This is a genomic window from Candidatus Nitrosocosmicus sp. FF01 (assembly GCF_047711275.1).
Lineage (GTDB): Archaea > Thermoproteota > Nitrososphaeria > Nitrososphaerales > Nitrososphaeraceae > Nitrosocosmicus.
In genome coordinates this window covers 632,283-657,806 of record NZ_JBLNIG010000002.1, presented here as the reverse complement: position 1 = coordinate 657,806, position 25,524 = coordinate 632,283, and the positions used below count along the sequence as shown (strand labels likewise).

The 25,524-nt window shown below is 34.9% G+C and carries 29 protein-coding genes and 2 tRNA genes; 7 read left to right on the top strand and 24 right to left on the bottom strand.

The features are described from left to right. The first annotated feature begins 227 nt into the window (after positions 1-227). Positions 228-545 (top strand): hypothetical protein, encoded by a 318-nt coding sequence (locus ACMT7R_RS08940; RefSeq protein WP_415311303.1) that lies wholly within the window; start codon positions 228-230, stop codon positions 543-545. 292 nt (positions 546-837) lie between these two features. On the opposite strand, the gene ACMT7R_RS08935 is transcribed toward ACMT7R_RS08940, so the two are convergent. Next, positions 838-1,320, bottom strand: coding sequence for a RidA family protein (locus tag ACMT7R_RS08935; RefSeq protein ID WP_415311301.1), 483 nt, complete (start codon positions 1,318-1,320; stop codon positions 838-840). 366 nt (positions 1,321-1,686) lie between these two features. On the opposite strand from ACMT7R_RS08935, the gene ACMT7R_RS08930 reads away from it, so the two are divergent. Then, positions 1,687-1,980 (top strand): hypothetical protein, encoded by a 294-nt coding sequence (locus tag ACMT7R_RS08930; protein WP_415311300.1) that lies wholly within the window; start codon positions 1,687-1,689, stop codon positions 1,978-1,980. Positions 1,981-2,290: 310 nt separating this feature from the next. Here ACMT7R_RS08930 and ACMT7R_RS08925 read toward each other — a convergent pair whose 3' ends face one another. Beyond that, on the bottom strand, positions 2,291-2,677 hold the full coding sequence (locus ACMT7R_RS08925) for a glyoxalase superfamily protein (protein WP_415311299.1): 387 nt from the start codon (positions 2,675-2,677) through the stop codon (positions 2,291-2,293). A 435-nt stretch (positions 2,678-3,112) separates the two neighbouring features. Between ACMT7R_RS08925 and ACMT7R_RS08920 the strand changes: the two genes are divergently transcribed. Continuing rightward, a complete protein-coding gene (locus ACMT7R_RS08920) occupies positions 3,113-3,772 on the top strand; it encodes an MEDS domain-containing protein (RefSeq protein WP_415311298.1) in 660 nt (219 codons plus the stop codon). Between the two features lie 67 nt (positions 3,773-3,839). Here the strand turns inward: ACMT7R_RS08920 and ACMT7R_RS08915 are convergent, their stop codons facing one another. The 3 genes from ACMT7R_RS08915 to ACMT7R_RS08905 form a co-directional block, all read right to left on the bottom strand. Beyond that, positions 3,840-4,826, bottom strand: a complete 987-nt coding sequence (locus ACMT7R_RS08915; protein WP_415311296.1) for a hypothetical protein — start codon at positions 4,824-4,826, stop codon at positions 3,840-3,842. 544 nt (positions 4,827-5,370) lie between these two features. Continuing rightward, positions 5,371-5,461 (bottom strand) — tRNA-Gln (locus tag ACMT7R_RS08910). A gap of 48 nt (positions 5,462-5,509) precedes the next feature. Next, positions 5,510-6,610: a DUF354 domain-containing protein gene (locus ACMT7R_RS08905; protein ID WP_415311295.1), complete on the bottom strand. Its 1,101-nt coding sequence runs from the start codon at positions 6,608-6,610 to the stop codon at positions 5,510-5,512. A 172-nt stretch (positions 6,611-6,782) separates the two neighbouring features. Between ACMT7R_RS08905 and ACMT7R_RS08900 the strand changes: the two genes are divergently transcribed. Further along, positions 6,783-8,054 carry a hypothetical protein gene (locus ACMT7R_RS08900; RefSeq protein WP_415311294.1) on the top strand — a complete coding sequence of 424 codons (1,272 nt, stop codon included), beginning with the start codon at positions 6,783-6,785 and terminating at the stop codon, positions 8,052-8,054. 210 nt (positions 8,055-8,264) lie between these two features. Here the strand turns inward: ACMT7R_RS08900 and ACMT7R_RS08895 are convergent, their stop codons facing one another. From ACMT7R_RS08895 to argH, 6 genes are all read right to left on the bottom strand, one after another. Next, positions 8,265-8,762 carry an acyltransferase gene (locus ACMT7R_RS08895; protein ID WP_415311292.1) on the bottom strand — a complete coding sequence of 166 codons (498 nt, stop codon included), beginning with the start codon at positions 8,760-8,762 and terminating at the stop codon, positions 8,265-8,267. 217 nt (positions 8,763-8,979) lie between these two features. Beyond that, on the bottom strand, positions 8,980-9,936 hold the full coding sequence (locus ACMT7R_RS08890; protein ID WP_415311290.1) for a Gfo/Idh/MocA family protein: 957 nt from the start codon (positions 9,934-9,936) through the stop codon (positions 8,980-8,982). Between the two features lie 60 nt (positions 9,937-9,996). Next, on the bottom strand, positions 9,997-10,914 hold the full coding sequence (locus tag ACMT7R_RS08885; protein ID WP_415311289.1) for a branched-chain amino acid transaminase: 918 nt from the start codon (positions 10,912-10,914) through the stop codon (positions 9,997-9,999). Positions 10,915-10,966: 52 nt separating this feature from the next. Then, complete coding sequence (locus ACMT7R_RS08880; protein ID WP_415311288.1) at positions 10,967-11,617, bottom strand: hypothetical protein; 651 nt, start codon at positions 11,615-11,617, stop codon at positions 10,967-10,969. Positions 11,618-11,649: 32 nt separating this feature from the next. Continuing rightward, entirely contained in the window at positions 11,650-11,973 is a 324-nt protein-coding gene (locus ACMT7R_RS08875) for a DNA-binding protein (RefSeq protein WP_415311287.1), read from the bottom strand. 73 nt (positions 11,974-12,046) lie between these two features. After that, entirely contained in the window at positions 12,047-13,552 is a 1,506-nt protein-coding gene (gene argH / locus ACMT7R_RS08870; RefSeq protein WP_415311285.1) for an argininosuccinate lyase, read from the bottom strand. Positions 13,553-13,660: 108 nt separating this feature from the next. Between argH and ACMT7R_RS08865 the strand changes: the two genes are divergently transcribed. Next, entirely contained in the window at positions 13,661-14,026 is a 366-nt protein-coding gene (locus ACMT7R_RS08865) for a metal-sulfur cluster assembly factor (RefSeq protein ID WP_415311284.1), read from the top strand. 15 nt (positions 14,027-14,041) lie between these two features. Here the strand turns inward: ACMT7R_RS08865 and ACMT7R_RS08860 are convergent, their stop codons facing one another. From ACMT7R_RS08860 to ACMT7R_RS08835, 6 genes are all read right to left on the bottom strand, one after another. Further along, the gene (locus tag ACMT7R_RS08860) at positions 14,042-14,818 is read right to left on the bottom strand and encodes a succinate dehydrogenase/fumarate reductase iron-sulfur subunit (protein ID WP_415311283.1); all 777 of its coding nucleotides are present in this window, start codon (positions 14,816-14,818) and stop codon (positions 14,042-14,044) included. A gap of 98 nt (positions 14,819-14,916) precedes the next feature. Beyond that, positions 14,917-15,270 (bottom strand): succinate dehydrogenase, encoded by a 354-nt coding sequence (locus tag ACMT7R_RS08855; protein WP_415311281.1) that lies wholly within the window; start codon positions 15,268-15,270, stop codon positions 14,917-14,919. Positions 15,271-15,332: 62 nt separating this feature from the next. Then, positions 15,333-15,824, bottom strand: coding sequence for a succinate dehydrogenase (locus tag ACMT7R_RS08850; RefSeq protein ID WP_415311279.1), 492 nt, complete (start codon positions 15,822-15,824; stop codon positions 15,333-15,335). Further along, positions 15,824-17,542 carry a succinate dehydrogenase/fumarate reductase flavoprotein subunit gene (locus tag ACMT7R_RS08845; protein WP_415311277.1) on the bottom strand — a complete coding sequence of 573 codons (1,719 nt, stop codon included), beginning with the start codon at positions 17,540-17,542 and terminating at the stop codon, positions 15,824-15,826. Before ACMT7R_RS08845 ends, ACMT7R_RS08850 begins: the two co-directional genes overlap by 1 nt. A 196-nt stretch (positions 17,543-17,738) precedes the next feature. Continuing rightward, positions 17,739-18,089 (bottom strand): thioredoxin, encoded by a 351-nt coding sequence (gene trxA / locus ACMT7R_RS08840; RefSeq protein WP_415311275.1) that lies wholly within the window; start codon positions 18,087-18,089, stop codon positions 17,739-17,741. A 147-nt stretch (positions 18,090-18,236) separates the two neighbouring features. Continuing rightward, a complete protein-coding gene (locus ACMT7R_RS08835; RefSeq protein ID WP_415311273.1) occupies positions 18,237-18,680 on the bottom strand; it encodes an archease in 444 nt (147 codons plus the stop codon). Positions 18,681-18,759: 79 nt separating this feature from the next. Between ACMT7R_RS08835 and hisS the strand changes: the two genes are divergently transcribed. Further along, positions 18,760-20,070, top strand: coding sequence for a histidine--tRNA ligase (gene hisS, locus ACMT7R_RS08830; protein WP_415311271.1), 1,311 nt, complete (start codon positions 18,760-18,762; stop codon positions 20,068-20,070). Between the two features lie 5 nt (positions 20,071-20,075). On the opposite strand, the gene ACMT7R_RS08825 is transcribed toward hisS, so the two are convergent. The 7 genes from ACMT7R_RS08825 to ACMT7R_RS08795 all read right to left on the bottom strand — a co-directional run bounded on the left by ACMT7R_RS08825 (position 20,076) and on the right by ACMT7R_RS08795 (position 24,951). Beyond that, positions 20,076-20,360, bottom strand: coding sequence for a hypothetical protein (locus ACMT7R_RS08825; protein WP_415311270.1), 285 nt, complete (start codon positions 20,358-20,360; stop codon positions 20,076-20,078). 40 nt (positions 20,361-20,400) lie between these two features. After that, complete coding sequence (gene infB, locus ACMT7R_RS08820) at positions 20,401-22,185, bottom strand: translation initiation factor IF-2 (RefSeq protein WP_415311269.1); 1,785 nt, start codon at positions 22,183-22,185, stop codon at positions 20,401-20,403. Further along, a complete protein-coding gene (ndk, locus tag ACMT7R_RS08815) occupies positions 22,186-22,590 on the bottom strand; it encodes a nucleoside-diphosphate kinase (RefSeq protein WP_415311268.1) in 405 nt (134 codons plus the stop codon). It abuts the gene before it with no gap. Between the two features lies 1 nt (position 22,591). Next, the gene (locus tag ACMT7R_RS08810; protein WP_134484479.1) at positions 22,592-22,804 is read right to left on the bottom strand and encodes a 50S ribosomal protein L24e; all 213 of its coding nucleotides are present in this window, start codon (positions 22,802-22,804) and stop codon (positions 22,592-22,594) included. Positions 22,805-22,840: 36 nt separating this feature from the next. After that, complete coding sequence (locus ACMT7R_RS08805) at positions 22,841-23,053, bottom strand: 30S ribosomal protein S28e (RefSeq protein ID WP_134484477.1); 213 nt, start codon at positions 23,051-23,053, stop codon at positions 22,841-22,843. Between the two features lie 21 nt (positions 23,054-23,074). Continuing rightward, positions 23,075-23,455, bottom strand: coding sequence for a 50S ribosomal protein L7Ae (gene rpl7ae / locus ACMT7R_RS08800; protein ID WP_415311267.1), 381 nt, complete (start codon positions 23,453-23,455; stop codon positions 23,075-23,077). 68 nt (positions 23,456-23,523) lie between these two features. Beyond that, the gene (locus ACMT7R_RS08795) at positions 23,524-24,951 is read right to left on the bottom strand and encodes a phosphoglucosamine mutase (protein WP_415311266.1); all 1,428 of its coding nucleotides are present in this window, start codon (positions 24,949-24,951) and stop codon (positions 23,524-23,526) included. 164 nt (positions 24,952-25,115) lie between these two features. On the opposite strand from ACMT7R_RS08795, the gene ACMT7R_RS08790 reads away from it, so the two are divergent. Then, positions 25,116-25,237: transfer RNA gene (locus ACMT7R_RS08790), tRNA-Tyr, on the top strand. The last annotated feature ends 287 nt before the right edge of the window (positions 25,238-25,524 follow it).

Below are 25,524 nucleotides of genomic sequence, written 5' to 3'. Positions count from 1 at the left end.
ATTCCTGCAATAAGACAGATCCTAAAAGAAAGAATTATACAGAACATGAAGCTTAGAACATGAAGCTTAAGTCTAATTCAAGATTGGAAAAATTGAAGAGTTAAGGCATGGATTTAGCCATCAGCTTGGAATATTTCACTTTAGAGAATCAAAACCCTTGGGGGAACGGCCCACAATTGAGTAGCTACTAATTTAAATACTAGATGGGTTACAACTACCTCAATAAGATGAAAGTAGGATTCTATGTATTGGCTATGGTTCTTTTAAGTGCATTTATGGTACCTATGTCGATCAGCACCTATGTGGCATACAGTAGTAATGATGACGACGATGACGATGAAAACGATAGTCAGAATCAAATATGTTACCATTCTGGTTTTGAAGCTGGAAGCAGCGGTACATACAATCAAACCCAACAAAATGATTGCGGCATCAATGGGGAACATTATGCCCATGCTTACTACCAAGGATTTATTCAAGGCTGTATATCATCCGGTGAAGGCAGTTATTTCGCATGTAATGACAAAACTAGTGGCCCTCCCTAATTTTTTTAATTGTTTTAGTATTTTGACTCGACGTTAATTGTTACCTCTGATAGGAGGTAAAGATGTTATGAGTTATCTAAGCACAAAGCAATTCTCGTTAATTATAGGATTTAGATATGAAGGGATATAATTTCCAATTAATTTAAATCAATTCTAACGAATAAAAATTCAGTTACAAATCCTCACCAAGTATATTATTCAAATAAGAGAAAATAAAGTTAAGATTAAATGTTTCAAATATTAGGATCTGATTTCAAATTCTAAATATTAGCTAGCAAATCAGCAGGCCCTTTCAAAATCCGTACCTGTTACCCTCATATTCAACAATAACGGCATCGGCTTCTACCTCGACTATTAATTCGGGTTGTAGAAGACTCTTAACTTCTACCATAGTGGTTACAGGCCCTATATCTTTAAAATATTCAGCATGCGCTCTACCAATTTGCCTCCATTCATCAATATTTGTGGTAAATATTCTAGTTCTAGCAATTGAGGATAGATTTGCACCTATTCGCTCCAAAGTTTTATCTATTTTATGAATTATATATATGGTCTGTTTGTATGGATCTCCTTCACCTACGATATCACCATTTTCATCTACTGCGGTAGTTCCTGATATAAATATCAGTGGACCAATCTTGACTAATCGAGAATAACCTACTTCTGATTCCCATTTTGTCCCAGATGAAATATTATGTCTCATACTCGCTATTTGGTTGTCCTGACTAAGTTTTAACTGATTTGAGGGCCCTGTTAACTTAACGTGATTTTTCAAATGTTTTCCAATATTTCATATGGATTAGGATGAATAATATCAGAACATTATGTCTCAAATCGTGCATAAACTCCAAACAAACTTGTCGAAAGTGAGTAGTTTGGCTCAATGACAATTCAAATTTACCCTAATTCAAACGCTTAAGTTAACAGGGCCAGTAATGGTAAGATATTAATTAAATGATATAATCTTGTTGTCCTTGTTGTAATTATAGACCAAGTAAAAGGTCCTTGCGGGGTTGGAAAATGAGAAAAAATATGAGATCAAGCCAAGATATATTTCCAAATCTTTCTAATTTTAGATAACCTATTCTGAAAATCATAGTAATGTTTGGGTAAATCCTTTTGACTTACCTACGTCTTTAAAATGATTATGTATCGATATATCGATTCTACTGATGATCCCTTTCTTAAAAATGATGAAATTTATCAGAAAATTATAAACCAACTAGATCCAATTGTTTCTAATCTGAATTCAGAAGAGGATAAACAGTTAATGTTAAAAATGATTTCAGACTCTTATCACAAATACCAAAACTCGATAAGAGCTAAATCGGAAAGCGATGCAGTGATGATGATGTCAACTATAATGTCGTTACTCATAGCACAGAGTAATGAACTTGAAAGACTCGGTTTGTTGAAAGGCAAGATAGATTATTAATTTTCGTAATCACCCTCGCATAAAAACCCAAAGACCCTGAGTGGGCTTTTGGACGACACAAATTTAAAGATAAATAAACGTGTTGATGACAGTGTCTTTGTGTTCATAATCTGATTAGAATGGGATGCCTCTAAAGGATGAAAGACTAGGACGCAAACCCATCGAGTCAAATTATTGTTTTAAATTAACGTGCCATTCCTAGTGAAGTTGATTCTGGTATTGATTCCAAATCCACAAAGCAATTAATCTTCCTTTTAAGGGCTTGTATTAGAATTCTAATCTCAAGGCCCTTGAGAGATTTTTCTGATTTCTATACCTTAAATTGGCCCCGTGGTGGTAATTCCTGAAGTGCCCAGGCGTTTCCATCTGGATCATTAAAGTAAATGAACTTTCCCCAAACCTGAGTTTCAACATCAGTAACGTCTACTCCACGACCTTTAAGCTCATCATGAGCGGCCTGAGCATCCTTGACTACCATTTGTAAACCCTTAATGCTACCAGGTTTCATATTGTCCGCAATACCGACCCCAAAACAAATTGAACAGGCAGAGCCCACAGGGGTCATTTGAACAAAACGTAGATTCTCATTCACTGTATGGTCATGGTCTAAAGTAAAACCTATTTTATCTTTATAAAAATCTCGTGCACGATCGACATCTGCTACCGGAATTGCAATCAATTCAAGTTTCATTTCCATCTACAATTCATCCTCCCCTATATGCAAACCAGACAACCAATTGAAAGTATCCGTTGGTATGAAAAGTTAAATGATTGAATATTCATCAAAGTCCCGTACCTTTAGATGAATATAAAGATAAGGTGGAAATGAAAGCAACAACAGAAACCATCATCGACCCGTTCAGGCCTTCAGGCGACAAAAGGTAAAGGGTAAATGACTGTATTCGACCATAATACCTGATTTAAATAATGATAAAAAGGAGATAACCGGTATTGAAGGAATCGGTAAAAAAATTGATTTAGTGGAAAATTAGTAAAACGGTTTATGTTTGGTTAGTAATCTGGAAAGTACTTGAAGAATATTGAGTCATAATAGAGCAAAATTATTATAGCAATTACCATTAAATATTGATGAGTTTTTTTGCTTTTTTCTAATCCACATGTCTATTATAATATGGACAGCTCATCTAAACCAGGGGAAATATTAGAAAAAGGAAACCCTTCACCTACACTATATCAAAAGAGCAACGAGAATGTTTTACTCGATCCTCCGACCGGTTCACATATAATCTTAATTTATGAAAACCAATATGACTTAGATAATGCAATTTCGACTTATATCAATGAAGGATTAAAGCGAGGTCAAATGTGTGTCCATGCTTCTGTAAGTCTAACAAATAGAGGCTACTTGGATACTTTCTCATCACAAATTACAAATTACCAAGAAAATCTAGAAAAAGGAAATTTGAAGATTGTTGACTTGGCACCTTATTATGTGGATGCAATGGTGGGGAATTTGGAATCTTTTGACAAGCTAAAGAATGAGCTGATCAGTGGCGCTGAGCAAGACAAGAATAGAGTCAACAACTGTATACGGATAACTGGAGATTGTGCAATGTTGTTACTTAAGAATAAACATCTGGATCCGTGTATCTTAGTCGAAGAATGGTGTAGCCAAAATCCTTTAGAAGGTTCCTATTTGTGTCCACATCCCGGATCATTATTAAGCCAATTTCCAATTAAGGCATATATTTCTAAATTATTTCATAGCCATGACATAATTATAGACAGTAATGGAAAATTAATTCCGGAGCATATACAAAAAATCAAATGAAAACACATCGTATAACGATTACCAAATTCAAACAACTATCAAATATGGACAAAGATATAGGATTTACCTACTTATTATATTGGATATTGGAAAGACTATCGACTTCATTCCAATACTTTTCAAACATAATCTCCTGAACAAATATTTGATGTTTCTCTTCTGAGTATGTTCCTTCTAGCTGCCCTCTATTTTCAGCTGGTTTTATTTGAAACATGTATTTGTTGTCGCTTATGATTACTGTTTCATCAAATTTGCCTACTAGTCCCTTAACAAACGCTAACTGAATATGATTATTTTTAGTTGCTTTATTCACTGAATCTATGGCCTTTACCCATGGTCCATCAAAATAATCTATCAAAAATTTGATATGTACGTCTTTCTTTAGCAAATGAGTCAACGTTGTAAGGAATGCGATGTTACCTTTTGCAAGTATCTGATTCAAGACCTTGATGGATGAAAACACAAGTACTTCCTTTCTACTTTGCTCAATCAGATAAATAATTTCGTTTTCTATTTCATCAGGGTTTGTGATAACAAAATTGTCATTTTGATGTTCAAGCTCTTTAATCCTAGACGGAAGGGATATTCCCATACTCCATAGTTGTTCGAAGAGCTTTTGTTGTTTCTCTACCAGAGATTTGAAATTACTAAATACTCCTTGAGTGGGAGGTTGATTTTCTGTAAGTAATATATACATCATATAACATCTGGAATCCATTATTCCAAAATTTCCTCGAATTCCATCTAGATGTCGAATTTCACCTAAATCATAAAGGTCGAATGCATCCATATTTTCTTGTGTAAATTCTATTACAAATCTTGACTTGATTCCTCTTGTTTTCATTCTTTTTCGCCCGATAGAAAATCCTTCTTTAAAGTTGCTAAGAAGAAAAGTTGTAAATTGAGCATCCCAAACACTGTCAAAACCCTTTTCACATATTTCCACTGCGTTTAGGCTGAGCTCTGCTATTTGGTCCCATCCATGAATTACTTCAGTTATTATTGGACGATACTGGCGTGATTCCTTAATCTGATTTAAGGTAAACACATCCATTTATGATGAGTAATATGTATTAAAGGATAAAAACATCATGATTAACTAAATCAAAATCAAGATCGTGTCTTAATTCGTAATAAGTATTATTTCTAATCTTATGAGAATCAACAAGTTGAATTTACTTTATTTATTAAATCAAGTCGTGTACTAAAGATAGAGATTCGAATCCCTCACTTCGCACTCCTCTATCTTTATCAATACATTCTATTAAATCCAGCAAGAGTGACAAATTATTGAAAGATCAAATACAAGTTTCTTCTGTAATTGTTAGTTGACTAGATGTAATATTTGTCACAAAGGTCTCAATTCAAACTATATACTACTGGGCTCTTCGGATACCTTGAAGAAAATAGGATATTACTGAAATACCTGTAACTTTATTATAATTCAAAACTAAAACTGTATACATTTTCTAAAGATTGGAAATTTGATGGTCAAATAGATAAACATGATCACAATCATACAATTATTTCACCTAAATCAATTTACAGACATAATAATAATTATACAAATCCTAAACCAACTATCAAAATATCTCAAGTAGCCCGGCCCAGATTCGAACTGGGGTCAAAGGCTCCAAAGGCCTCTATGCTTGGCCACTACACTCGGCATTAATAAAATACTACCGGGCTTCCGGGCAGTTCTATATTGTATGTACGGATGTTATTAATTTTACGAATCTATTTCTTATTCATGCTAGAGATGTAAGTAGTAAGTTTTTCGATTGGATTCTCCATTTCCTTCATTACTTTTTTTGCATTATTCTTCACATCTTTACATTTCTTATGGTCAAACAGAAATGAATTTATCAATTTGTCAAGTTGATTTGGAGTAAAGACTTGCTGGACCAGTCCAATTTTCTTTAGATAATCATCAATATAGAACTGGATTGGAGCAATAGAAATTGTTGGCTTGCCCAATAAGGCAGATTCTGCAGTCATCGTACCACCAGCTCCGACAAATACATCCACGTGTTTTAATAACTTTACCCCATCTACAACTTGTTTTAGTACTATAGCCTTATTTGCAAATCTCTTTGACATTGCTCTGATTTGGTCTGGATACCTGCAAAGAATTATAACATTATTTTTTAAGCCAAAAGAATTAACCACTTGATCTACAAAAGATAAGGGTTGAATTCTTAAATTTTTATCTGATATATAAGCAGCCTTTGATTCTTCTAACCTTACAAGTATTGATTTTCTTTTATCATCAATTCCTAAACTTGAAAAGAAATTTTTATCAAAGGAAGAAGAATGTGATTTGTCCGTATTGATCTCATATTCTTGGCTTAGCCAAGCAATTGGGTCAAGTCCATTATAGCGGACTATGTTTTTTGATGACATCCCGTATTTTCTCCAAGCTGCTAAAGGTATTGCAGACGGCGAAAACAAGGTTGATACTAATGGAATTGTCAGTTTCGCAACAGCTTCGGCATGTGGCGAATCATTAAATCCGATATGTTTGATTCCCAAGCCGAATGCAACACGAGAGGCCTCGGGGGATGAAAAACTAACTACCAACTCGGGCGAAAATTTTGAAATGATCTTTGTTAATTCTACTATTCGCTTTGAGCTTTGAAAGAGTTTATCATAAAGGTTTGATCCTCCATGACTTCCTACTTTTAAGAGATGTAACTTTTTTAATTCAGATAATTCGTTTGCCTCTCTATAGTTTCTAGAGGTACCAAGAACATCATGACCCTCCTTTTGCAAAATTGTAATTGCGGGACTGAAAAACATTATTTGTTTAGGAGTTAAAATGTCAAACCAAATCTTCACATTGAGGAATAAGTCTGGGATGTTAAAAAATTCTTTCGCTTTAACAATTCAATTATCCGATCGAAATTGCAGTAAAAATCAACAAATCCAAAACTAAATAAACAAAGGGAAAAGTAAGTTATTGGGGGAGTAAAGGATTTCAGAGAGGGCACCTGATGAAGGTGAAAAGTCAATGCATTCCGAAAAAGTACCAGTAGACTACTTTAACAATATTCTCAACGATAAAAAGAAAATCGTAAATCGCAAAGAAATTACAAAGGATGGTTATATCGTAATTTACGGATTAAGTACTGAGGGCTATGAAATTGCAAAAAAAATAATACAAGAACAGTCTAAAGTTATAATCATCGATGAGAATTCCAGACTTGGTATAATTCTGACTCCTGAGATAGTAAAAGAATATTCAAGTATTAACCTACTGACTGATGAAGAACCACTTCTAAATTTGGAACCATTTGATAAAGCCATAGTCAATGCACCCGTTATTTTTTTCGCACCCAGAATAAGGAAAATTAATCAAGAAGTAAAAAATGAGATAATTCAAAAATTTAAAGAACTGATTGCATATTTGAGTAAAAATACAACAATAGTTGTTAATATTCCTCTTGGTGTTGGAGGAAATTCTGAGATAATCACTCTTATTGAGCATCAATCTGGTTTGATTGTTGGAACGGATATTCTATATTACTATGTTCCAATGACGTTTTCTGATAGCAACCCAGAAACTATAACAATAGTTGGATCTTACCAACAAACCGATACGGATCTATCCCCAAACAGAATTTTGGATCTTGCTAGTAAAAATGATAACGTCAAAATCGATACAAGAGTTGGCAGCATTATATCTGCAGAATTGAATCATGCAATAAATGTAATTACTAAATATTCAAGTTTGACATGTATTAACGAAGTCACTAGATTAGCTAGATTGAGGGAAGATAGAAAAGAAATTCTTAATAAAACTAGGAAACATATTTACCTTGATGAGATAGCAAATGGTCTATTTGATCTCAGGGTTATCAATCACTCTCTTCCGAGTTCTACTGCATTAAATTATTTGGTTAATGGAACAATAAAATCAATTGAAGGATATGTCAAGAACCTGGTTGATGAAACTAGGACCCAGTTAAAGATGAGGGAGATAAAGGCAAGTAGAACCAAGGTAACAATTGTTTGGACAATCGATAATCATGAAATTAGAGGAGATAAAACAATTTTACGGGAATTGTTAGAATCAAAGCTTAGAGACTACATTGCAGAGGTTGAAATACAGGATGCAGAAAATTATATTCCTAATTCATTGAACAATATCATAATTGCGTGTTCAAATTTAGATCAAACTAAAATTATTGATAGAATGAACATGAATGTCAACCAGCATCATCCAAACTATAAAATAATAGTAATAGCTGCTAATTCAGCATTTGATACGACGGAAATTTAATTAAATAACCTGTCTAGCAAGTGTTTTTTATATTATCACCACTAGCATATTTAACTTGCTAATTAAATAAGCATAAGGAGGAAAGCTGTAGTAAAGGTACGATATTTGAAATTAAATATAGACTATGTGAGACCTTGGATGGGGGGATATGTTATTTTAGTCATAACCATAACTGAGACCCGACAATCAGATATCAATTATCAGTCAGTTTTACTCTTCCCATTTATTCTTTTTCTGGTCATAATGAGAACGGCTATACTTTACTTGGGCGGGATGTCCCATCACCACTACGTCTGGAGGTACGTCTTTGGTTACAACGGAAGCCATGGCAATTACACTGTTTCTACCTATCGTTACTCCAGGTTTAATAACAGAACGTCCTCCAATTATAGCACCATCTTCAACAATCACCCCAACCATCTTTTTGCTCATTGGGTATGGATCGTTAGTAAAGGTGGTTCCTGGTCCAATGAAAACGTTATTTCCAATTTCTGTAAGTGGTGGAATATAAACCGATCCCTCTATCCTACAGTCGTTACCAATTTTTACACCATAATCCACGTGAGTTAGAGAGCCAATCATGACGTTATTTCCAATAATGGTATCATTACCTATATATGCAAAATGCCAAATTTTGACGTTGTTGCCTATGGTGGCCTTTGGTGATACAAAGTTAATTACAGGAGTCTTATCAGTGTTTTCTGACATTGTTATTCACATAAACTTTCACACATTTCAATTTATAATTTACTTATGAATTAATGTTTTAGATCTTACGATTGTATGTGCAGTCACGTATCAAAAATAACGCCCCATTGTAATATATCAAAAAGAAAACGAAACTCTAATCGAGTGACATCCATTACAAGGCACATACTTTACATGGGTAATTATAGTTATGATGAAACTCGCCTTCTCAGACGATTTAGTTAAATGATAGATAAACAGGGTTGCCTGTATTACTAGATATTAATGCTGCTTCTGCAATTTTCGTTACCGCTGTTGCATCCTCGGGTGTAACTAGAAATTTTGTGATCTCTCCAGAAACTGCCTTTATGAAGTTTTCCAATTCGAGTGTAAGGGGTTCCTTGAAATTTCTTCTTGGGATCAGAGTCTTATTTTCATCATCTATTCTTATTTCCTGGGTTAGAAAATCACCCGTAATAGTCCCTTCAGAACAAACTGCAGAAAATCGTCTAACTTTTTTCGGAGTAATCCAATTTGACGCGATTATAGCAACTTTTTGATCTGGAAAGCCCAGCATAATCGTAGCAAAATCCTCTGAATTATGAAAGCGTTTTCCTGCGCGTGCAAAGACAACATTTGGTTTATCGTTAAAAATAAACATTGCAGTATCGATATCATGTACAGATGTATCATAAATTATACCCACATCTTTAATGTGTAAAGGCATACGGTTTTCACGGTGAAATTCCATCATTAATAATTCGCCGCAAGTGTTTTCATCAATAATCTGTTTCAGATTTTGTACTGCAGGATTAAAACGTTCGATATATCCAGAAGTCAAAATGACGTTATTCAGTTTAGATAATTCAGTGAGTTTTTCACATTCGACTGAGGAAAAGGATAATGGTTTTTCTACAAATACGTTTATTTTATTTTTCATGATCTCTTGGGCAACCTGAAAGTGTGTTTTAGTCGGAGTGCATACGAGACATGCACTTAGATCTGTTTCCTTTTGAAGCAATTGCTCCAAGTTGGAATAAGAATTAACCTTATATTTTTTTGAGAGTAATTCTGCCCTATCTTCATCAGAGTCACAGATAGCAGTTAATACACCTAACTCGCTTAAAACCCTAACATGGTTTTTTCCCCAACCGCCTGTGCCAATTACCGCCACTCTTATTGGTTTTTCACTCATGCTTTTGTACTCCCCATAATTTCGTAAATAAAGCCGCTTTCCAAACGTTTTGTAATTTTTTTACCATACTGGGGTAAGCCATTCCCTATAATCCGAAATTTGAGATACCACAACTTTTTGGTAAAAGTCTGAAATTTTCTTCGTAATCTCGCCAACTTGTCCATCACCCACCATGTGGTTATCAACACTTATTATGGGTGTAATTTCTGCAGCCGTACCGGTTACAAACAATTCATCTGCAATATATAGTTCTGTTCGAGTTATGGATCGTTCCTGTACTTCATATCCTAAATCTCTTGCTAAGGTTATAGCAGTATCTCTTGTAATTCCCTCTAACACCGAATCTGAGAGCGGAGGAGTATAAATCTTGTTTCCCCTAACCAAAAAAATATTTTCACCTGGAGCTTCGCTTACGTTACCTTGATAATCCAAGAGAATTGATTCATCGTAACCATTTCTTTTACATTCTTGAGTTGCGAGCACTGAATTCATATAATTGCCACCGGCTTTTGCCATTGGTGGGGTAGAGTTCTCATTTATCCGTCTCCAGGATGAAATGCATGTCCTAATTCCTGTTTCTGGGAAATATCTGTTAAATGGAAACGCAATAATTGCCAAGTGAGAAGGAGAATTTTTGGTCACGTTAAGATCTATTCCATGTAATCCAATAAATAACAAGGGCCTGATATAACAAGATTTTCGGATATTGTTCTTTTTTAGAAGCTCAACTGTTGATGTACATATTTCGGATAGAGTAAATCTGGAATTTATAGAATAAACCTCTGCAGATTGAATTAATCTTTCCATATGCTCTTTAAGTTTGAAAACAAATAGGTTTTCATCATTCGAATATCCTCTTATTCCCTCAAATACTGAGGTTCCATAATGTATTGCATGAGTAGTTATGGGTACGGTTACTGAATCCCACGGTTTGAACTCACCATCAAACCAAATAAAATCGGCATTCTTACTGTTCATAGTTTTGCAAGTTTTTTACTTCTATAAAAGTGTTAAATCTGAATTGGATTGTTCATATAAATCCATTCTTTGGAAACTTCATTCCCATAACGCGTATGGTTTCGTCTTTGGAGATCGAAAAGGTTCTTATGGTATCCCAATTTCTTTTAATGACTTCCACAACCTTTGGAGAGACAAAATCATTCCATCTCACATTTTCTTGATTGTATTCAATATCAGCCGATCGTTCATCTTCATGCACAACTGAATTATATAACAAGTTTTTTACGTTCGTGGAGGAAATAACCTGTCTATTGGCTTTGACTGGATTAAAACCAAATATTGACAACAAAACCCTCTCAGCCCTATCTCCAGTATAGGTTATGAATGAATTTTCCTGTATGTTAATCAGTATTTTGCTTCTAAGTTTTTTAAATGCAGGGGAAACAAATGGAGGAAAATACTGCAAATAAGGCGAATGGAATGCGTAATCACCATGGACATGAATATCTTCATTAAAGTCAAATGATTCGAGTATCATTTGTTTTCGTATTTCGTATGAGAAGGGAAAACTTCGAGTATTAACTTCCAGATTATTTTTTAAAAATCTTACTGGAAATATATGAACACTGTAATTTTGCAAAAGATTCTTAATAATAGTCTCGTGCGAAATTGTTAATGGGTTAATATGTGCTAAAAATATTGCAGCAATTTTTTTTTCCATAGCACACGGAACAAAAATTAATACAAAGATATTTAAGAATTTCTTTTTATCTCGATTTCTATCGTTGAAACATTTCTTGTTCTGCCATCTTCTGCTTGAACTGTTTCAGATCCGATCCTGATATCCCCAATAATATAACCGGCATTCTCCATCCGCTTTAGGATTATTTGAGATACATCTACTGCTCTGCCAATGCTCAAACCACGCGCTTTGATAGTTACAGAAGGTTGATTTGCTAGTTGAATAAGTGTTGAAGTTACGTATGCCATCAATGGTTTTTTTCCAATATAAATTGCATCTCTTGTAGGGGAGCTTTCTTTATTTTGTTGGTTTGGTTGTGATTGTACTTCTGACATCAATAAAAGTAATTCCAGAGGATAATTTAAATCTAAGATTTTTTATAATTAGCGAATAATCTATTATTAAGTGTTATGAAGATTCATTGATCAGTTGATTTATTTTTTTATCCAATTGATCCATCCCCAGTTGTAACTTGTTTGACCGAAGTTCAAGCTCTTTTTCATAATCAAAGATGATTTTTTCTATATGATCAATCATTATTTGTTGTTCATTTTTATTTGGTGAGCCTTTTGTTTTTCTAAACTTTATCGAATTTTCGGGTGTAGTTAGCTTGATCAAATTCAGTATTTTTTCCGGAGTAAGAATTTCATGAGAAAAGTCAATTTTTTTAAGGGAATTTGTAATATCAGAGACGGTCAACGAATTTAAAGGGACATTCCCATTCCTTGAAGCATAATCGACAATAGTACCTATTACTTTATGAGATAACCTAAAAGAAATATCACCCTCGGTGATTAATTGTTCTGCGATGTCAAGGGATATAGCATAGCTTTTGGCTGAAGCGGCATACATCTTATCTTGATCTACAGAGATTGTGGATACAATGCCGTTCATGATTTCAATTGAAGTCTCCAAAGTTGACGAAGTCTTCCACAATAATGGTTTTATTTCTTGCAAATCTCTACTATAACCCGACGATAACCCCTTTATGATTGAAGAAATTGCTACAAGATTTCCCTCCATCATTGCGGTTTTTCCGCGAATTAACTCTAGAGGATCTGGATTCTTTTTTTGCGGCATTGCGGAGGAAGATGAGCTAAACTGATCATCTAGTGATATGAATCCAAATTCTGATGTAGACCATATGATAAAATCCTCAGATATTCGACAAAGATCCAGCATTGTATTAAGGGAATTGGATGAAAATTCGACCAAAAAATCGCGTGAAGTAGTAGCATCCACACTGTTGTAAACAATATCTGAAAATCCCAACATTGATGCCACTTTATTTCGATCGATACCCATGCTACTGCCACCTATTGCACAAGCCCCTAGCGGAGAAACATTAATTCGTTTATAGTTTTCAGAAAATCTTTCAAAGTTTCTCAACAATGAAAAACAATAAGATAGCAAATAATGTGACAATACGCCTAGTTGAGCTTGTTGTAAGTGAGTATACATCGGCATTATTGTTTCAATATTTTCCTTTGCTCTCGATAAAAGAGAATGTATCAAACCGAGCAAATTTGAAGATATCCTATTTAGGTCATCACGGAGTTTCATCCTAATATCCAATACAACCTGATCGTTTCTGGACCTTGCGGTATGAATCTTACCTCCTACATTCATTGTCGTTATATTAATTACAGCTGATTCGATCATTTCATGAATATCCTCAGCTGTAGAATCAGCAGCATATTCATTTAAGGCAGCGGAATTGGACATCAACCGACCAATTGCTTTAAGAATTTCTATTGTCTCTTTTTTAGACAAGATATTGGATTCATGTAACATTATGACATGAGCTTGACTTCCCAAAAGATCATAATAGAATAGATCAGAATCCTCAGTTATAGATGACAAATAGGACAGAGCTTTACTATCCAAATTTCCGGTGGGCCGAGACCGATACATCTAAAAATTTTACTTGCGCTGTTATTTTAATTTAATAAATTATTAAACTTAAATTACTAAATTTGACAAATAATTATTAAATAGGAAAACCAACTATATATTATTAATATGTCTCAAGATTTGCAATTAACCAGACGACAAATATTTGATGAACTTACAAAGATAGTTGATCCAGAAATAGGAGTATCTATCATGGAACTAGAGTTAATAGACAAAGTAGACATAGACAAGGGAAAAGTTAACATAGATTTGCATCTTACAAGTCCTTTCTGTCCAGCAGTATTTGGATTTAAGATTGCACAAGATGTAAGAGACAACATCTTTAAAGTTGACGGTATCAAAGATGTGAAGATAAACGTAAGTAATCATTTCATGGCAGAGGCCATAAATAAACAGGTTAATGAAAGCAAGAAACCGTCAGAGCATAAAATAGAAGAAAAAGAGGGAAAAGAGGGAAAAGGAACCGAAAAGTAAATTACACTTTAACGATTACTCATCCTTTGATCTAATAGAAGCTATTTTTTTATCGTTCTTTGAAACGCCCATTAAATGTCCTTTCAGAAGCTGGATTCCTAACGCAGGATCAACGCCCTTGGGACAAACATGACTACAAGATCCTGCAAAATGACATCTCCAAATCCCATGTCGCTCATCTATAATCCTGAATCTCTTTGAGCTGCCATCGTCTCTAGTATCTGCCAAGTATCTATAAGCCTGAGATAATGCCTGGGGTCCAGGGAATTTAGAATCAGTTGCCACAGTAGGACAAGCTGAATAACATAAGCCACATTTGATACAATATGAAAATTGTAAATACTTGTCTACTTCTTCTGGAGTCTGTTTAAACTCGACTAATTCGTCATTTTCGGCGATCTCATTTGGTACATCTTCGTTATGGACATAAGGTTCAATTTTTTTATGTTGTGTAAAGAATTGTGTGAAATCGGTTACCAAATCTCTTATGTGTGGAAAGTTGGGTAAAGGCTCGCAAACTATTGTTTGATCATTTAGCTCAGATATCTTTGTATAACAAGCTAGCCTAGGTTTACCATTTATTTTCATTCCGCATGAACCACAAGAAGCCATTCTACAAGAATATCGTATTCCTATACTACTATCAGAATAGCTTTTTGCATCCAACAAGGCATCTAAAACTGTCGTCCATCGTTTAACAGTGACATCAAATTCATCAAAATATGAAGGAGCTGATTTGTTATAATTCGTTCTAAATACCTTTAATTTGATTCGGTTTGTTTCTTCACTCATTTCACTCATTTCACTCACTCTTGTACTGGTACTTTTCTTCGGTCATCATTTTAACACATTTGTTGAAAAAGCTAGGTTTACAATACTTTCCCGGCATTTCACAAACCACTTCCGATGATAATAGTTCTTGTACCATAGGCAACGACACCAATCATTGCAGCCAACACCAATATAGTCATTGTGGACTCCCACCACTGATCTTGTTTAAGCTCTAATAAAATGATACGTAAACCATTGAACCCGTGAATGGAAATAAAAATCAATATTAGTTCTAGCAGTACAACATAATACACGTTGTGATAGTTGGCTACTACATTCTCATATTCTAAACTCTGTCCAAATGGCATGACTAGCCTAAATAGTATGTGAACGGCTACGAAGAAAACTGCGCATATTCCAGTCAGATAATGAATTTTCATTATCTGACTCTCTCGTAATTTTAATAGCGGCATTTTATACACAATACTCCAAATAATTTCTAATTACCATATCTCCACAATCCATTAACAAATTTCTAGCCAGCCTCTCCGAACATAACCATTCCACCATAAAGCATGGCAATTGCAGCTAATATCAACGCAACCCATATTCCAGACTTTTGTTTATAATTCAGCGAAGTAGCGTCATATGGATAATCTGGACGCCCAGGTTTGCCCAATCCTATTCCCGACTCTGTAAAAATGAGCCTTATTCCATTAACAGTATGAAAAGTGCTTGCTCCGATAACTAATATTAGAAAAATATGTCCTCCGGTTGTCTGAGTCAACTCCAACATACTATTCCATGCATTTATTCCATTGACTAGAGAACTAGTTTCATATATATGCCCTACAAAGTATATCAATAGACCAACTCCAGTTAACCTCTGCAGCCAATAGGAAACTCTCTCCCAACCATAACGTGTGGGATTAAGCCAGCCCTTTAAACCTTCACGCCCATTATCTACCCTGACGTTATTACTTGGATTAATTTCAGAATTATTGTCGTCTTCGGTTTTGAGTCCCATTAGTATTTCCTCTCCACTGGAGCGTATCTTGTAAATATAACAGGGTGCCACTCCATTTTTGGCTCCTTATCACCAACATAGTATGCAAGAGTATGTTTTAAAAAGTTATTATCATCCCGATTAGGATAATCAATTCTCGAATGTGCTCCTCTAGATTCACGTCTATTTATTGCACCCAACAAAACTACTTCCGCAACCCGTAACATTGAATCAAGCTCCATCACATTCGTAAAATTAGTATTGTACTCCTTTGCTTGATCATCTACATGTTTCCATGACAATAATTTAAGACTACGGACTTTCTTTAGTCCATCTATCAAATCATTCTCATTTCTATAAACATATGCCTTTTCATCCATAGTGTCTGTCAAAGTCTTTCTGATTTCATAGGGATTGACATCGCCACTGCCTCTAAATATTCCGTCATAGATTCTTTTTTCTTCTTGCAATACTTGGTTAGCATCGATATTTATTGAAACATTCTTTTTACTCAAGGCATAATTGGCAGCCAGTTCTCCTGTTATTGCACCCCAAACTAGACATTCAGAAGTAGAATTAGCACCCAATCTGTTGGCTCCATGAGTACTATTACACGATGCCTCGCCTGCCACCCACAATCCATTAAACTCAGTTGCTCCATCTACATTCGAGTGAATCCCTCCCATCATATAATGGCACACAGGTCTTACTTCAATTGGTTCATCTATTACATCAATACCGGAAAACTTTATTCCAATTTCCCTGATTCCAGCAAGCTTTTCCTTAATTCTTTCTTCACCTAAATGAGTAAGGTCCAATTTCAGGCAATCAACCCCTGTAATATGTTTAAACCCTCTCCCTGCTTGGATTTCAGTAATCATAGAACGAGATACTACATCCCTAGGTGCTAATTCCAACTTTTCTTTTGCATAGTTTTTCATAAAGCGTTCACCTTCCGAATTGATCAAATAGCCACCCTCTCCACGAGCACCCTCTGTAATTAATATTCCAGAAGGTAAAATTCCTGTGGGATGAAATTGAACAAATTCCATATCTTTCAATGCCATTCCAGCACGATAAGCCATATCCAAGCCATCAGGTGTAGAGGAATAAGCATACGTAGAAAAGCTAAAAATCCTCCCAGCACCTCCAGTACAGATTATTCCAGATGGGGCAGTAATTTTCACAAATTTCCCACTCCTCATTTCTATGCAAGTAAAGCCTTGAAAGTTATTCCCTTCATGGAGAATAGAAGTACAAAACCACTCATTAAAGAAATATATGTTGTCAAATTTAAGACAGGTATCATATAAAGTCTGCATCTCATAAAATCCAACTTTATCTTGAGCATAAGTAGCCCTTGGAAAAGAATATCCGCCAAATTTTCTCTGATCAATTCGTCCATTCTCACGCCTAGACCAAGGCATTCCCCATCTGTCAAGTTGAATGATCTCCCTTGGAATCCAATTAACTAGTCTTTCTGCTACATCTTGATCCGCCAAAAAGTCACTCCCTTTTATGGTATCATAAATATGAGATTCTATATTGTCGCCCTCATTATCATAAAGTACTGCAGCAGTTCCACCTTCAGCTGATACAGAATGAGAACGCATTACCTGTACTTTCGACAGGACAGCAATTTTTAGAGTTTTATTTTTAGATGCCGCAGTAATTGCAGCCCTGAGTCCCGCCAGCCCTGATCCTACTATAATCATATCATAAGAAAGAGTCTCGGTCAAGTATTTTGTCTCACTTAAAATAACTAAATTATATCAATAATAAATTCTTTCTAATAATCGAATGCGAGTTTTCATCTCAATTGCTACTTTTAAATAATGTTAGGCATGGTTGTATAAATATCAACATTGGCATCAGTCTTATAGAAAAAGGTAAATCTAGAATAAATTATTTCGCATGTACCTACTTGCTGTTTAACTAAGAATGATTCTTTTGTAATAGTGCTTCCAATCCTTTTTCTCCGACTGCACCAACTGCTCTGTCAATGGCGTTACCATCAACAAACATAACAAATGTAGGAATAGCATATACTTCCAGACGCATTGCAATGGACTGATTGTCATCTACATTCAATCTACCGAACCGAACTTTTTCCGAGTACTTTTTTGAAAGTTTATCAAATATTGGTAACATAAATTGGCAAGGACCACACCACGTTGCCCAGAAATCAACTAATATTATTTTATTTTCGGAAATAAATGATTCAAAATTGTTTTCTGATAGTTCAACTATAGTATTAGAGGTAGTAGATCCTGATTCATTTGTCATTTTTACGGATTCTTTATATCGATATTTGATATATAAGACTTTATTAACGCTTTAATTGCGTTTTAATTGTCCTAAAGAACTTAGGAGAAAAGTTCAACTAATAGGTTCACAGAATCTAAACCAAAATACAAATATACAGAGTAATCGTCACAAGTCTACGATGTATTCTAACATCACCTCTCCTTTATCCTTATTATCAAGAATTTTCATCTCGTGATATGTGATCCCCTTGATTTCGACCTTTAGTTCATGTCTATCTTGGTTTATTTGCTCCCCTTTTCCATAACCATGGATGGCATAATGACCGGTCTTATCATCATGAATGATTTTGACTTTAAATTCGGACATAATTATTCTATCGATTAACACAATTAACAAGATTTTGTCAAGCCAATCAAACAAGAGATTTTCCAGATCCTTTCCTCCTGCCGTTATGAGAACTTGTTTGTTAGTTTCTATTCCTTCAAGTTCATACATTGTACCAACCAATCCTTTTCCAGCATACTCAAATGCTTCCTCCAAGTTACTCCCACGTATACGAAGATATGCATCCGTCATGTGGTCAAGATATTCAACGCTTCCTTGAGACATGTGGATAAATGTATAATTAATAGATATTATAATGAACCGGAAAATCTAAATTGAAACAATCACAGCACTCTAGTCTATAATGAAATTTTTGTTGCCAAGGGGAATGAGGGATCTGGAACCCGAAGAGTTTGAAAACATCAACTTGATAAGAAATGCATTCATTGAATCTGCAAAAATTTTTAATTTCACAATTATGGAACCTTCCCCATTAGAATTATTGTCTACCTTAGAATCCAAGTCTGGTCCAGGGATAACTAAAGAGATCTATAACTTCACAGACAAAGGGAATCGCGAAGTTGCCCTGAGATTTGATATAACAATTGGACTAACAAGGTACTTTGCTTCAAGAAGAGATCTTAAGATCCCAGCTAAAATTGCCTCATTTGGGGGTGTTTGGAGGTATGATGAACCACAGGCAGGAAGATATAGATTTTTTCATCAGTGGGATATCGAAATTTACGGTCCTACTTCCACAGAAGCTGATACTGAAATTATCGAGTTTACTTCGGTCTTTCTGAATAAACTAGGCTTAAGAAACATAGTTATAGAAATCAATAGCAGATCACTTTTAGAAGAATATATAAAAAAAATACTCAAAATTTCAAAAAATGATAGTATTTTTGAGATCTATAGAGCAATTGATAAAATACCTAAGAAAGGAAAGCTACAGGTATTAAAGGAATATGAAGACAGGATTGGCAGAGAAATTTTACTAAAGATTATGGAATTTGCCGATAACAGGGGTTCATTTGATCAGATTGACAAGGTAATAAGACCCTTTGGCCTGTCAGCATGGGATGAAATAGAAAAAATCACCAATTCATTAAAAAACAAAGGAGTAATTAATGTTCAAATTAATCTTGGGATAGTAAGGGGATTGGATTATTACTCTGGAATAGTTTTTGAGGCAGTGGATACAAACAACAATTTTGGTTCTATTGTTGGAGGGGGACGCTACAACAATCTTACAGAAGTTTTTGGAAGAAAGGACGCAGGAGCAACAGGCGCAGCTGGTGGCGTTGAACGCATGATCATGGCAATGAAGCATCAAAATATTATGAGACATCTTGTAAATATTGAGAGGAAATATATTAATTTCATAATCTATGATTCCGTAGATTTGTTTGGGTATGCTGAGCATTTGGCGTCAGTTTTAAGAAGAAAAAATATACCAATAGAATATGACTTGTTGAAAAGATCATTTTCAAAACAAATAGTAGAAGCCGAAAACAAGAAAAGCAAAAACATCATCATCCTCAAAAAGGACGAAATAGAAAACGAGAAACAGATTGTTCTTAGAAATACATCTGGAGAGAAAGATACAAAGGTTAAAGTTGACAAAAACTTTGATGAATTGATAAAAGAGTTAAATCAAGCAGACCACGATTAAGTAATTTAAAGTTTAATAGATTTCAAGCTTTTCATCTTGATAAAACCGCTTTGAGTTTTGGCATAAACTTTTCTCAATACCAAATCTGGAGGGTCATAGCTTATGTATAAATCACCTTCATTTAGTTCTTGAACATTATAATTGATTTCAATTATATCTTCAGGTATTCCATTCTCTTTTAATCTTAATTTGGCCTTTTCTATTAATTCAGTATCAGAGGTGTTAGGAGCAAAATAGATTTTTCCAATGATATTGAAGTCAGTCATATATTTTACATTATTTACAGTCATACACTATATAAATATCAGATGAGTTACAACAAAGAGGAAATTACAAATATCCAAATGCTGGATCCATTTTTCTACGTATACTAACAATTAATTCCAATATCTTTTTTTCCTCTTCATCTAATCTACTATTGAATCGATTAAGAAGCAATTTGGCCTGCCTGCTATCCAAATAAGTATAAAAAACATCCCCTTCGTTGATTTGTCGCCCTATCTGGGGACCGTTCACTGAGACAGCAACTTGCATTCCACGAGTTGCTTCTTCGATGGATTTACCCTTATCCTGGATTTGATGAATCACACCCACCTTCTTGCCCTCAGGGGTCATGATAGACATTTTTTGTTTCATTTTACCGATATTAATTTCTGCTCCAAATACAGCAGGGTCACTTCTTCTAAAAACATACCCTTTCATAAATTCAAATTTACAAACCGGTGATAGTTCATTAAATAAAATAGAATCTTCATGATTTTTTTGGTATGATACCCAATCAGTATAACTTCGTACCAAATTGTAAATTACTTTTTCATTAAAAATTTTGATATCCCTTTCTATTGATTCTTTTTCGGCATCTTCCAAAATCTTTACATTAAAACCCAAAATTACCCCTAGATATCTATCTTTTTCCTTAACAGCAGATGCAGTCATTACGTCTTTTCTGCTAATCTGACCGATATCTGCAGATCTTATTGGGATGTTTTCTTTTCTTAACATCTCTGATATGGCTTCAATTGAACCGATAGTATCACATCTAAGAATAATACCATTAGAATCGGTATTTATTATTGCAGATTTAACTTCTGACTCGACTAAACTTTTTAATCGCGCCTCATCATTTGTAGATGAAAGACCATATAATGGACTTCCAGCGATTACACCCTCAAGGTCTGGTGATGTTATTTTTAGTCCTGCCGCTGAAATCACCTTTTTCACATGACGGAATTTGTCTCGTGGATCTCGCATTTCATCAAGGGGTTTAGGTAAAAGCAATGATTTAATCCTTGTAACAACTACTGAATCACGTTTTGCTACTACTATTGAATCTCCCTGTTCTATAATACCATCTAATAGTATCACATTAGCAGACGGTCCTAATCCTACTTCTTCATTCACCTCTAGAACTATTCCTCTGGCAGATCCTTCATGCCTTTCTAATTTTTTGACCATGAATTGTTGACTCAAGCCTACTAATACTGTTAATAGCTCAGGTATGCCAACACCGCTTGATGCGCTGACAGGCACCAATGCAACCTCTTTAGTAAAATCCTTAACTCTCCAAAATGCCTCGGAGCTGAATCCTAATTGAGATAAAGAACCTAACACACTGTATGTCTTATTGTCAAGATCTAACTGAACTTCTTTTGATTGGACTTTGATTTCTTCAGTTATGAAGTTTGTTGCTCCCTTTTTCCAGCCTGTGATACGATCGACCTTGTTTATTGCTACTACAAAAGGAACTTTCCTATTTTTAAGAATATTAATACTTTCTATTGTTTGGGGTTCAAACCCCTTATTTACATCTACCACTACAATCGCAAGATCTGCAGCGGACCCACCTCGCATTCTAAGATTTGCAAAAACCTCATGTCCGGGTGTATCAATCACCAATAATCCAGGGATTAAATTATCATGCGAGGTCAATTTCTTGAACAACGGACCGGTCAGGTCTTGAATTATTTCGATAGGAAAAAAACTAGCCCCGATATGCTGAGTTATACCACCAGCTTCTCGTGATTGAACAAAAGTGCCTCGTATCTTATCTAGTAATGACGTTTTGCCTGAGTCTACATGACCCAATACTACTACTACTGGCTGACGTAGATGCACTTAGGAAAATACTACATTTGACTCTTTTATGAAGCTTTCATGCGAATCCGATGCATGAATTATGTTGTCAGTAATTCCTAATCCAAAATCACCTCTAATTGTTCCGGGAGAAGCGTCAAATGATTTGGTCAGGCCGATCATTATTCTAACAGTACTAATGGCGTTGTTACCATCCAATATACAAGCTACTACTGTGCCTGAACATATAAACGAGACAAGTTCATTGAAAAATGGCTTGTTTTTATGAATAGAATAAAATTCCTGTGCTTTTTCAGTGGTAAAGTCATATGTTTTTAACTGCTTAATGTCAAAGCCTTTTTCCTCAAATCGTTGAAGAATCTTACCTGTTAATTTTCGTTTAAATGCATCGGGCTTGATAAGTATTAGGGTTTGTTCAATTCCCATTTTACTTTTGCTTCCTGATGCCACCTTTGATATACTTATCTGTCCACTTGAACAATCGTGGATCGCGTTTTAAGTTGCGTAGGTTTTTTTTACATTTTGAAGAACAGGTCCATTGAATCGATCCATCGTTTTTTACAAGCATTATTCCTTTTCCAGTATCAACGCGTTTTCCGCAAAAAAAACAATTTCTTAAAGAAGCAATATTCTTACTCATTATTTAACCACCTACAATTACTCCCTATTTTAAGCATTACTTTATCTTTCTTGCTTCTCGTTCGGTCTCTCGGAGCATCAAAATGTCATTCATTCTAACTGGACCTTTAACATTTCGGGTCAAAATTCTTCCTTTATCTTTTCCCTCAGATATTCTTACACGTACTTGTATCACTTCTCCAGCTATACCAGTTCTCCCGACAATTTGGATGACTTCGGCTGGAATAACCTTCTCTTCGGTCTTGCTCATTTAATTAAATGCACACCTGTATTACTCGGGCTTGTTTTTTAGGCTATCAATAGTATTTGTAATTTGTTCGAGAATTTGTTGAGATTCTCCGGCATCTATTATCGTTGCGGCTGCAGATCCTACATCTATTCCTAACGCACTACCCAATTCCTTTTTGCTAGGTACAAAAACATACTTGGAAGATCGTTCATCGCATAAAATCGGTAAATGTGCCACCACCTCTGGAGGTTCAACATCCTCTGCTATAACTACAAGTTTGCTGATTCCTCTTTCAATTGCCTTTGTTGTCTCATTAGTTCCCTTCCTAACTCTACCACTTTGTTTAGCTAATCTCACTGCCTCATAAATAGCATTGACAAGATCTTTTGGTATTTCGAACTTTACGTAATAAGGTTTACTCATATTTTATAATCACCCATTGGGATCATTTCCACTCTTTTTTATGATAAAAAAGAGTATTAAAAATGTTATTATATGTTAATTTCTCTGTTCAAATGTTTCTTTATCAAACTCAAATACTCTTTTACCTTTGAATTCATCAAGCTATAGTCATTTGACTCAGAATAGATTCGGACTAAGGGTTCTGTACCACTTGGCCTAAACATTATCCAAGACTCGGTGTCAAACCATATTTTTACTCCATCCACCTTTTCAACTTTAAATACAGATCCATGTTCTGAACAAATCTCTAGTACTCTTTTGATATCATCCTTACTGGATAAATTTATGCTGGATTTGTATTGAAATGTTTCTCCTAATATAGAATAGATACTGGAAAGTTTCGAAGCTTCGCTTGGTAAATTAATCTTGTAATCAGGGTTGACAGGATCTCCTTGTTTATAGTAGCTTAGCATATCCAGAATTAATGCTGTTGTAATCGCCCCATCACGAACCAAATTCAGGGGACCATAGAAAAAACCACCGTTTTCTTCAAAACCGATCAAAGAATTGGTATCTTTCATGCCATATGTTACTTCAACGCTCCCAACTTTTGTAAAATGTACTCTCTTATTAAGCAAATCTCCGACTTTCGATATTACCAGGGAGGAATTAATTGGGCATACAATTTCTGATTCAAGCCCTTTGTTCTTTATTAGATGATAGGATAATAGCGATCCCGTCTTATCTCCCCAGTGGATTACACCTTTTTCATCACAGAAGATACTCCTGTCACCATCTCCATCATATGCTACACCTAAATCATAACCATTTTCACTAACCATCTTTGTTAGACTAAGCAAATTATCCATTTTAGGCTCAGATCCTCTTGCCGAAAAATTTGAGTCAATATTACCATTCATGATAAGGACCTCGCAGCCCAATTTTTGTGCGATAAGAGGAGCAATTATTGATTGTACACCGTTGCCACAATCCATAACAATCCTTATATTAGATTTTTCTATAATTTCTCTATCAACAAATGACAACACTTTATTGATGTACTGGTCTAATACATTCAAATCGAACAGGCTGCCAATAACTTTATACCTCTCGTTCAAGAATGGCTTCTCATAGTAAATAGTCTCAATTTTGATCTCCTCTTCTCTTGATAATTCGTACCCAAGATGAGAAACTGGTTTCAATCCATTATATTCTTTAGGATTGTGTGAAGCAGTAACCATAATACCGCCAGACATTTTCAAATTTTTGACACTATATTGAAGACAGGGTGTGGGTGTCAAACCCATTTGATAAACATCTATGCCCATGGACATTAATACAGCAGACACAATTTTTGAAATAGATAAGCTAGAAGAACGGCCATCATAACCCAATGCTATTGGTCCTTTTTCGAAATAATATCCAATTGAAAATGCTATATCGATTAGAAACTCGATTGACAGGTCTTGACCAAAGACCCCTCTAATCCCATTTGTCCCAAATAGCCTCTTAACCATCAATCATCTACCTACATGAATAATTATATAATTATATCTTAATACTGTAGACAGCTAAAGACGGCCTATCTTTCAATAAACGGAAGATTAGTTATTGGAACCCAATGCGTCAAAAAAATTGGTGACAATAGATAAATTTGGCTTCACATATGAAGAGAGTTAATGCGGGGGTTGCCAAGCCCGGTCAACGGCGCAGGTCGTAAAAGTGCGAGGCTTAGAAAGAGCTTGGAAGTTTCCTACAACCCTGTTCCTTAGGGATTCGTGGGTTCGAATCCCACCTCCCGCATATTATAATAATTCAGGCTCATCTCCAACAACATCGAACATTTAATACTAAATATTGCTTGAAAAGCTTAAATAATATTCTGATTTTATGAAACAGGTTGAAAGATCCATTCAGTTGGAGAATAAGTTTCAAACATCGTTTAGATGTTTTATGCTACTATAGAGGATAGATATATGAGACAACAGCAAAAAAGATTGCAAAAAACAAGAACTGACAAACAAAACAAAGAATTTGACTATAACAAACCTATATCAAAGTGCAATATTTGTTATACTTTGTGTGGCTGG

Coding starts and splice junctions, on each gene's coding strand:
- ACMT7R_RS08825 (WP_415311270.1), bottom strand. CDS start 20,360: ATGACTGTAAATAATGTAAAATATATGACTGACTTCAATATCATTGGA.
- ACMT7R_RS08855 (WP_415311281.1), bottom strand. CDS start 15,270: ATGCCGCTATTAAAATTACGAGAGAGTCAGATAATGAAAATTCATTAT.
- hisS (WP_415311271.1), top strand. CDS start 18,760: ATGAAATTTTTGTTGCCAAGGGGAATGAGGGATCTGGAACCCGAAGAG.
- ACMT7R_RS08900 (WP_415311294.1), top strand. CDS start 6,783: ATGCATTCCGAAAAAGTACCAGTAGACTACTTTAACAATATTCTCAAC.
- ACMT7R_RS08805 (WP_134484477.1), bottom strand. CDS start 23,053: ATGAGCAAGACCGAAGAGAAGGTTATTCCAGCCGAAGTCATCCAAATT.
- argH (WP_415311285.1), bottom strand. CDS start 13,552: ATGTATCGGTCTCGGCCCACCGGAAATTTGGATAGTAAAGCTCTGTCC.
- ACMT7R_RS08930 (WP_415311300.1), top strand. CDS start 1,687: ATGATTATGTATCGATATATCGATTCTACTGATGATCCCTTTCTTAAA.
- ACMT7R_RS08890 (WP_415311290.1), bottom strand. CDS start 9,936: ATGAGTGAAAAACCAATAAGAGTGGCGGTAATTGGCACAGGCGGTTGG.
- ACMT7R_RS08810 (WP_134484479.1), bottom strand. CDS start 22,804: ATGAGTAAGAATATTGCTTCTTTAAGAAATTGTTTTTTTTGCGGAAAA.
- ACMT7R_RS08880 (WP_415311288.1), bottom strand. CDS start 11,617: ATGGAAAAAAAAATTGCTGCAATATTTTTAGCACATATTAACCCATTA.
- ACMT7R_RS08920 (WP_415311298.1), top strand. CDS start 3,113: ATGGACAGCTCATCTAAACCAGGGGAAATATTAGAAAAAGGAAACCCT.
- ACMT7R_RS08940 (WP_415311303.1), top strand. CDS start 228: ATGAAAGTAGGATTCTATGTATTGGCTATGGTTCTTTTAAGTGCATTT.
- ACMT7R_RS08850 (WP_415311279.1), bottom strand. CDS start 15,824: ATGGGACTCAAAACCGAAGACGACAATAATTCTGAAATTAATCCAAGT.
- ACMT7R_RS08885 (WP_415311289.1), bottom strand. CDS start 10,914: ATGAACAGTAAGAATGCCGATTTTATTTGGTTTGATGGTGAGTTCAAA.
- ndk (WP_415311268.1), bottom strand. CDS start 22,590: ATGGGAATTGAACAAACCCTAATACTTATCAAGCCCGATGCATTTAAA.
- ACMT7R_RS08860 (WP_415311283.1), bottom strand. CDS start 14,818: ATGAGTGAAGAAACAAACCGAATCAAATTAAAGGTATTTAGAACGAAT.
- ACMT7R_RS08895 (WP_415311292.1), bottom strand. CDS start 8,762: ATGTCAGAAAACACTGATAAGACTCCTGTAATTAACTTTGTATCACCA.
- ACMT7R_RS08835 (WP_415311273.1), bottom strand. CDS start 18,680: ATGTCTCAAGGAAGCGTTGAATATCTTGACCACATGACGGATGCATAT.
- ACMT7R_RS08795 (WP_415311266.1), bottom strand. CDS start 24,951: ATGGTTAAGAGGCTATTTGGGACAAATGGGATTAGAGGGGTCTTTGGT.
- ACMT7R_RS08865 (WP_415311284.1), top strand. CDS start 13,661: ATGTCTCAAGATTTGCAATTAACCAGACGACAAATATTTGATGAACTT.
- ACMT7R_RS08925 (WP_415311299.1), bottom strand. CDS start 2,677: ATGGAAATGAAACTTGAATTGATTGCAATTCCGGTAGCAGATGTCGAT.
- ACMT7R_RS08915 (WP_415311296.1), bottom strand. CDS start 4,826: ATGGATGTGTTTACCTTAAATCAGATTAAGGAATCACGCCAGTATCGT.
- rpl7ae (WP_415311267.1), bottom strand. CDS start 23,455: ATGAGTAAACCTTATTACGTAAAGTTCGAAATACCAAAAGATCTTGTC.
- ACMT7R_RS08875 (WP_415311287.1), bottom strand. CDS start 11,973: ATGTCAGAAGTACAATCACAACCAAACCAACAAAATAAAGAAAGCTCC.
- trxA (WP_415311275.1), bottom strand. CDS start 18,089: ATGACAAATGAATCAGGATCTACTACCTCTAATACTATAGTTGAACTA.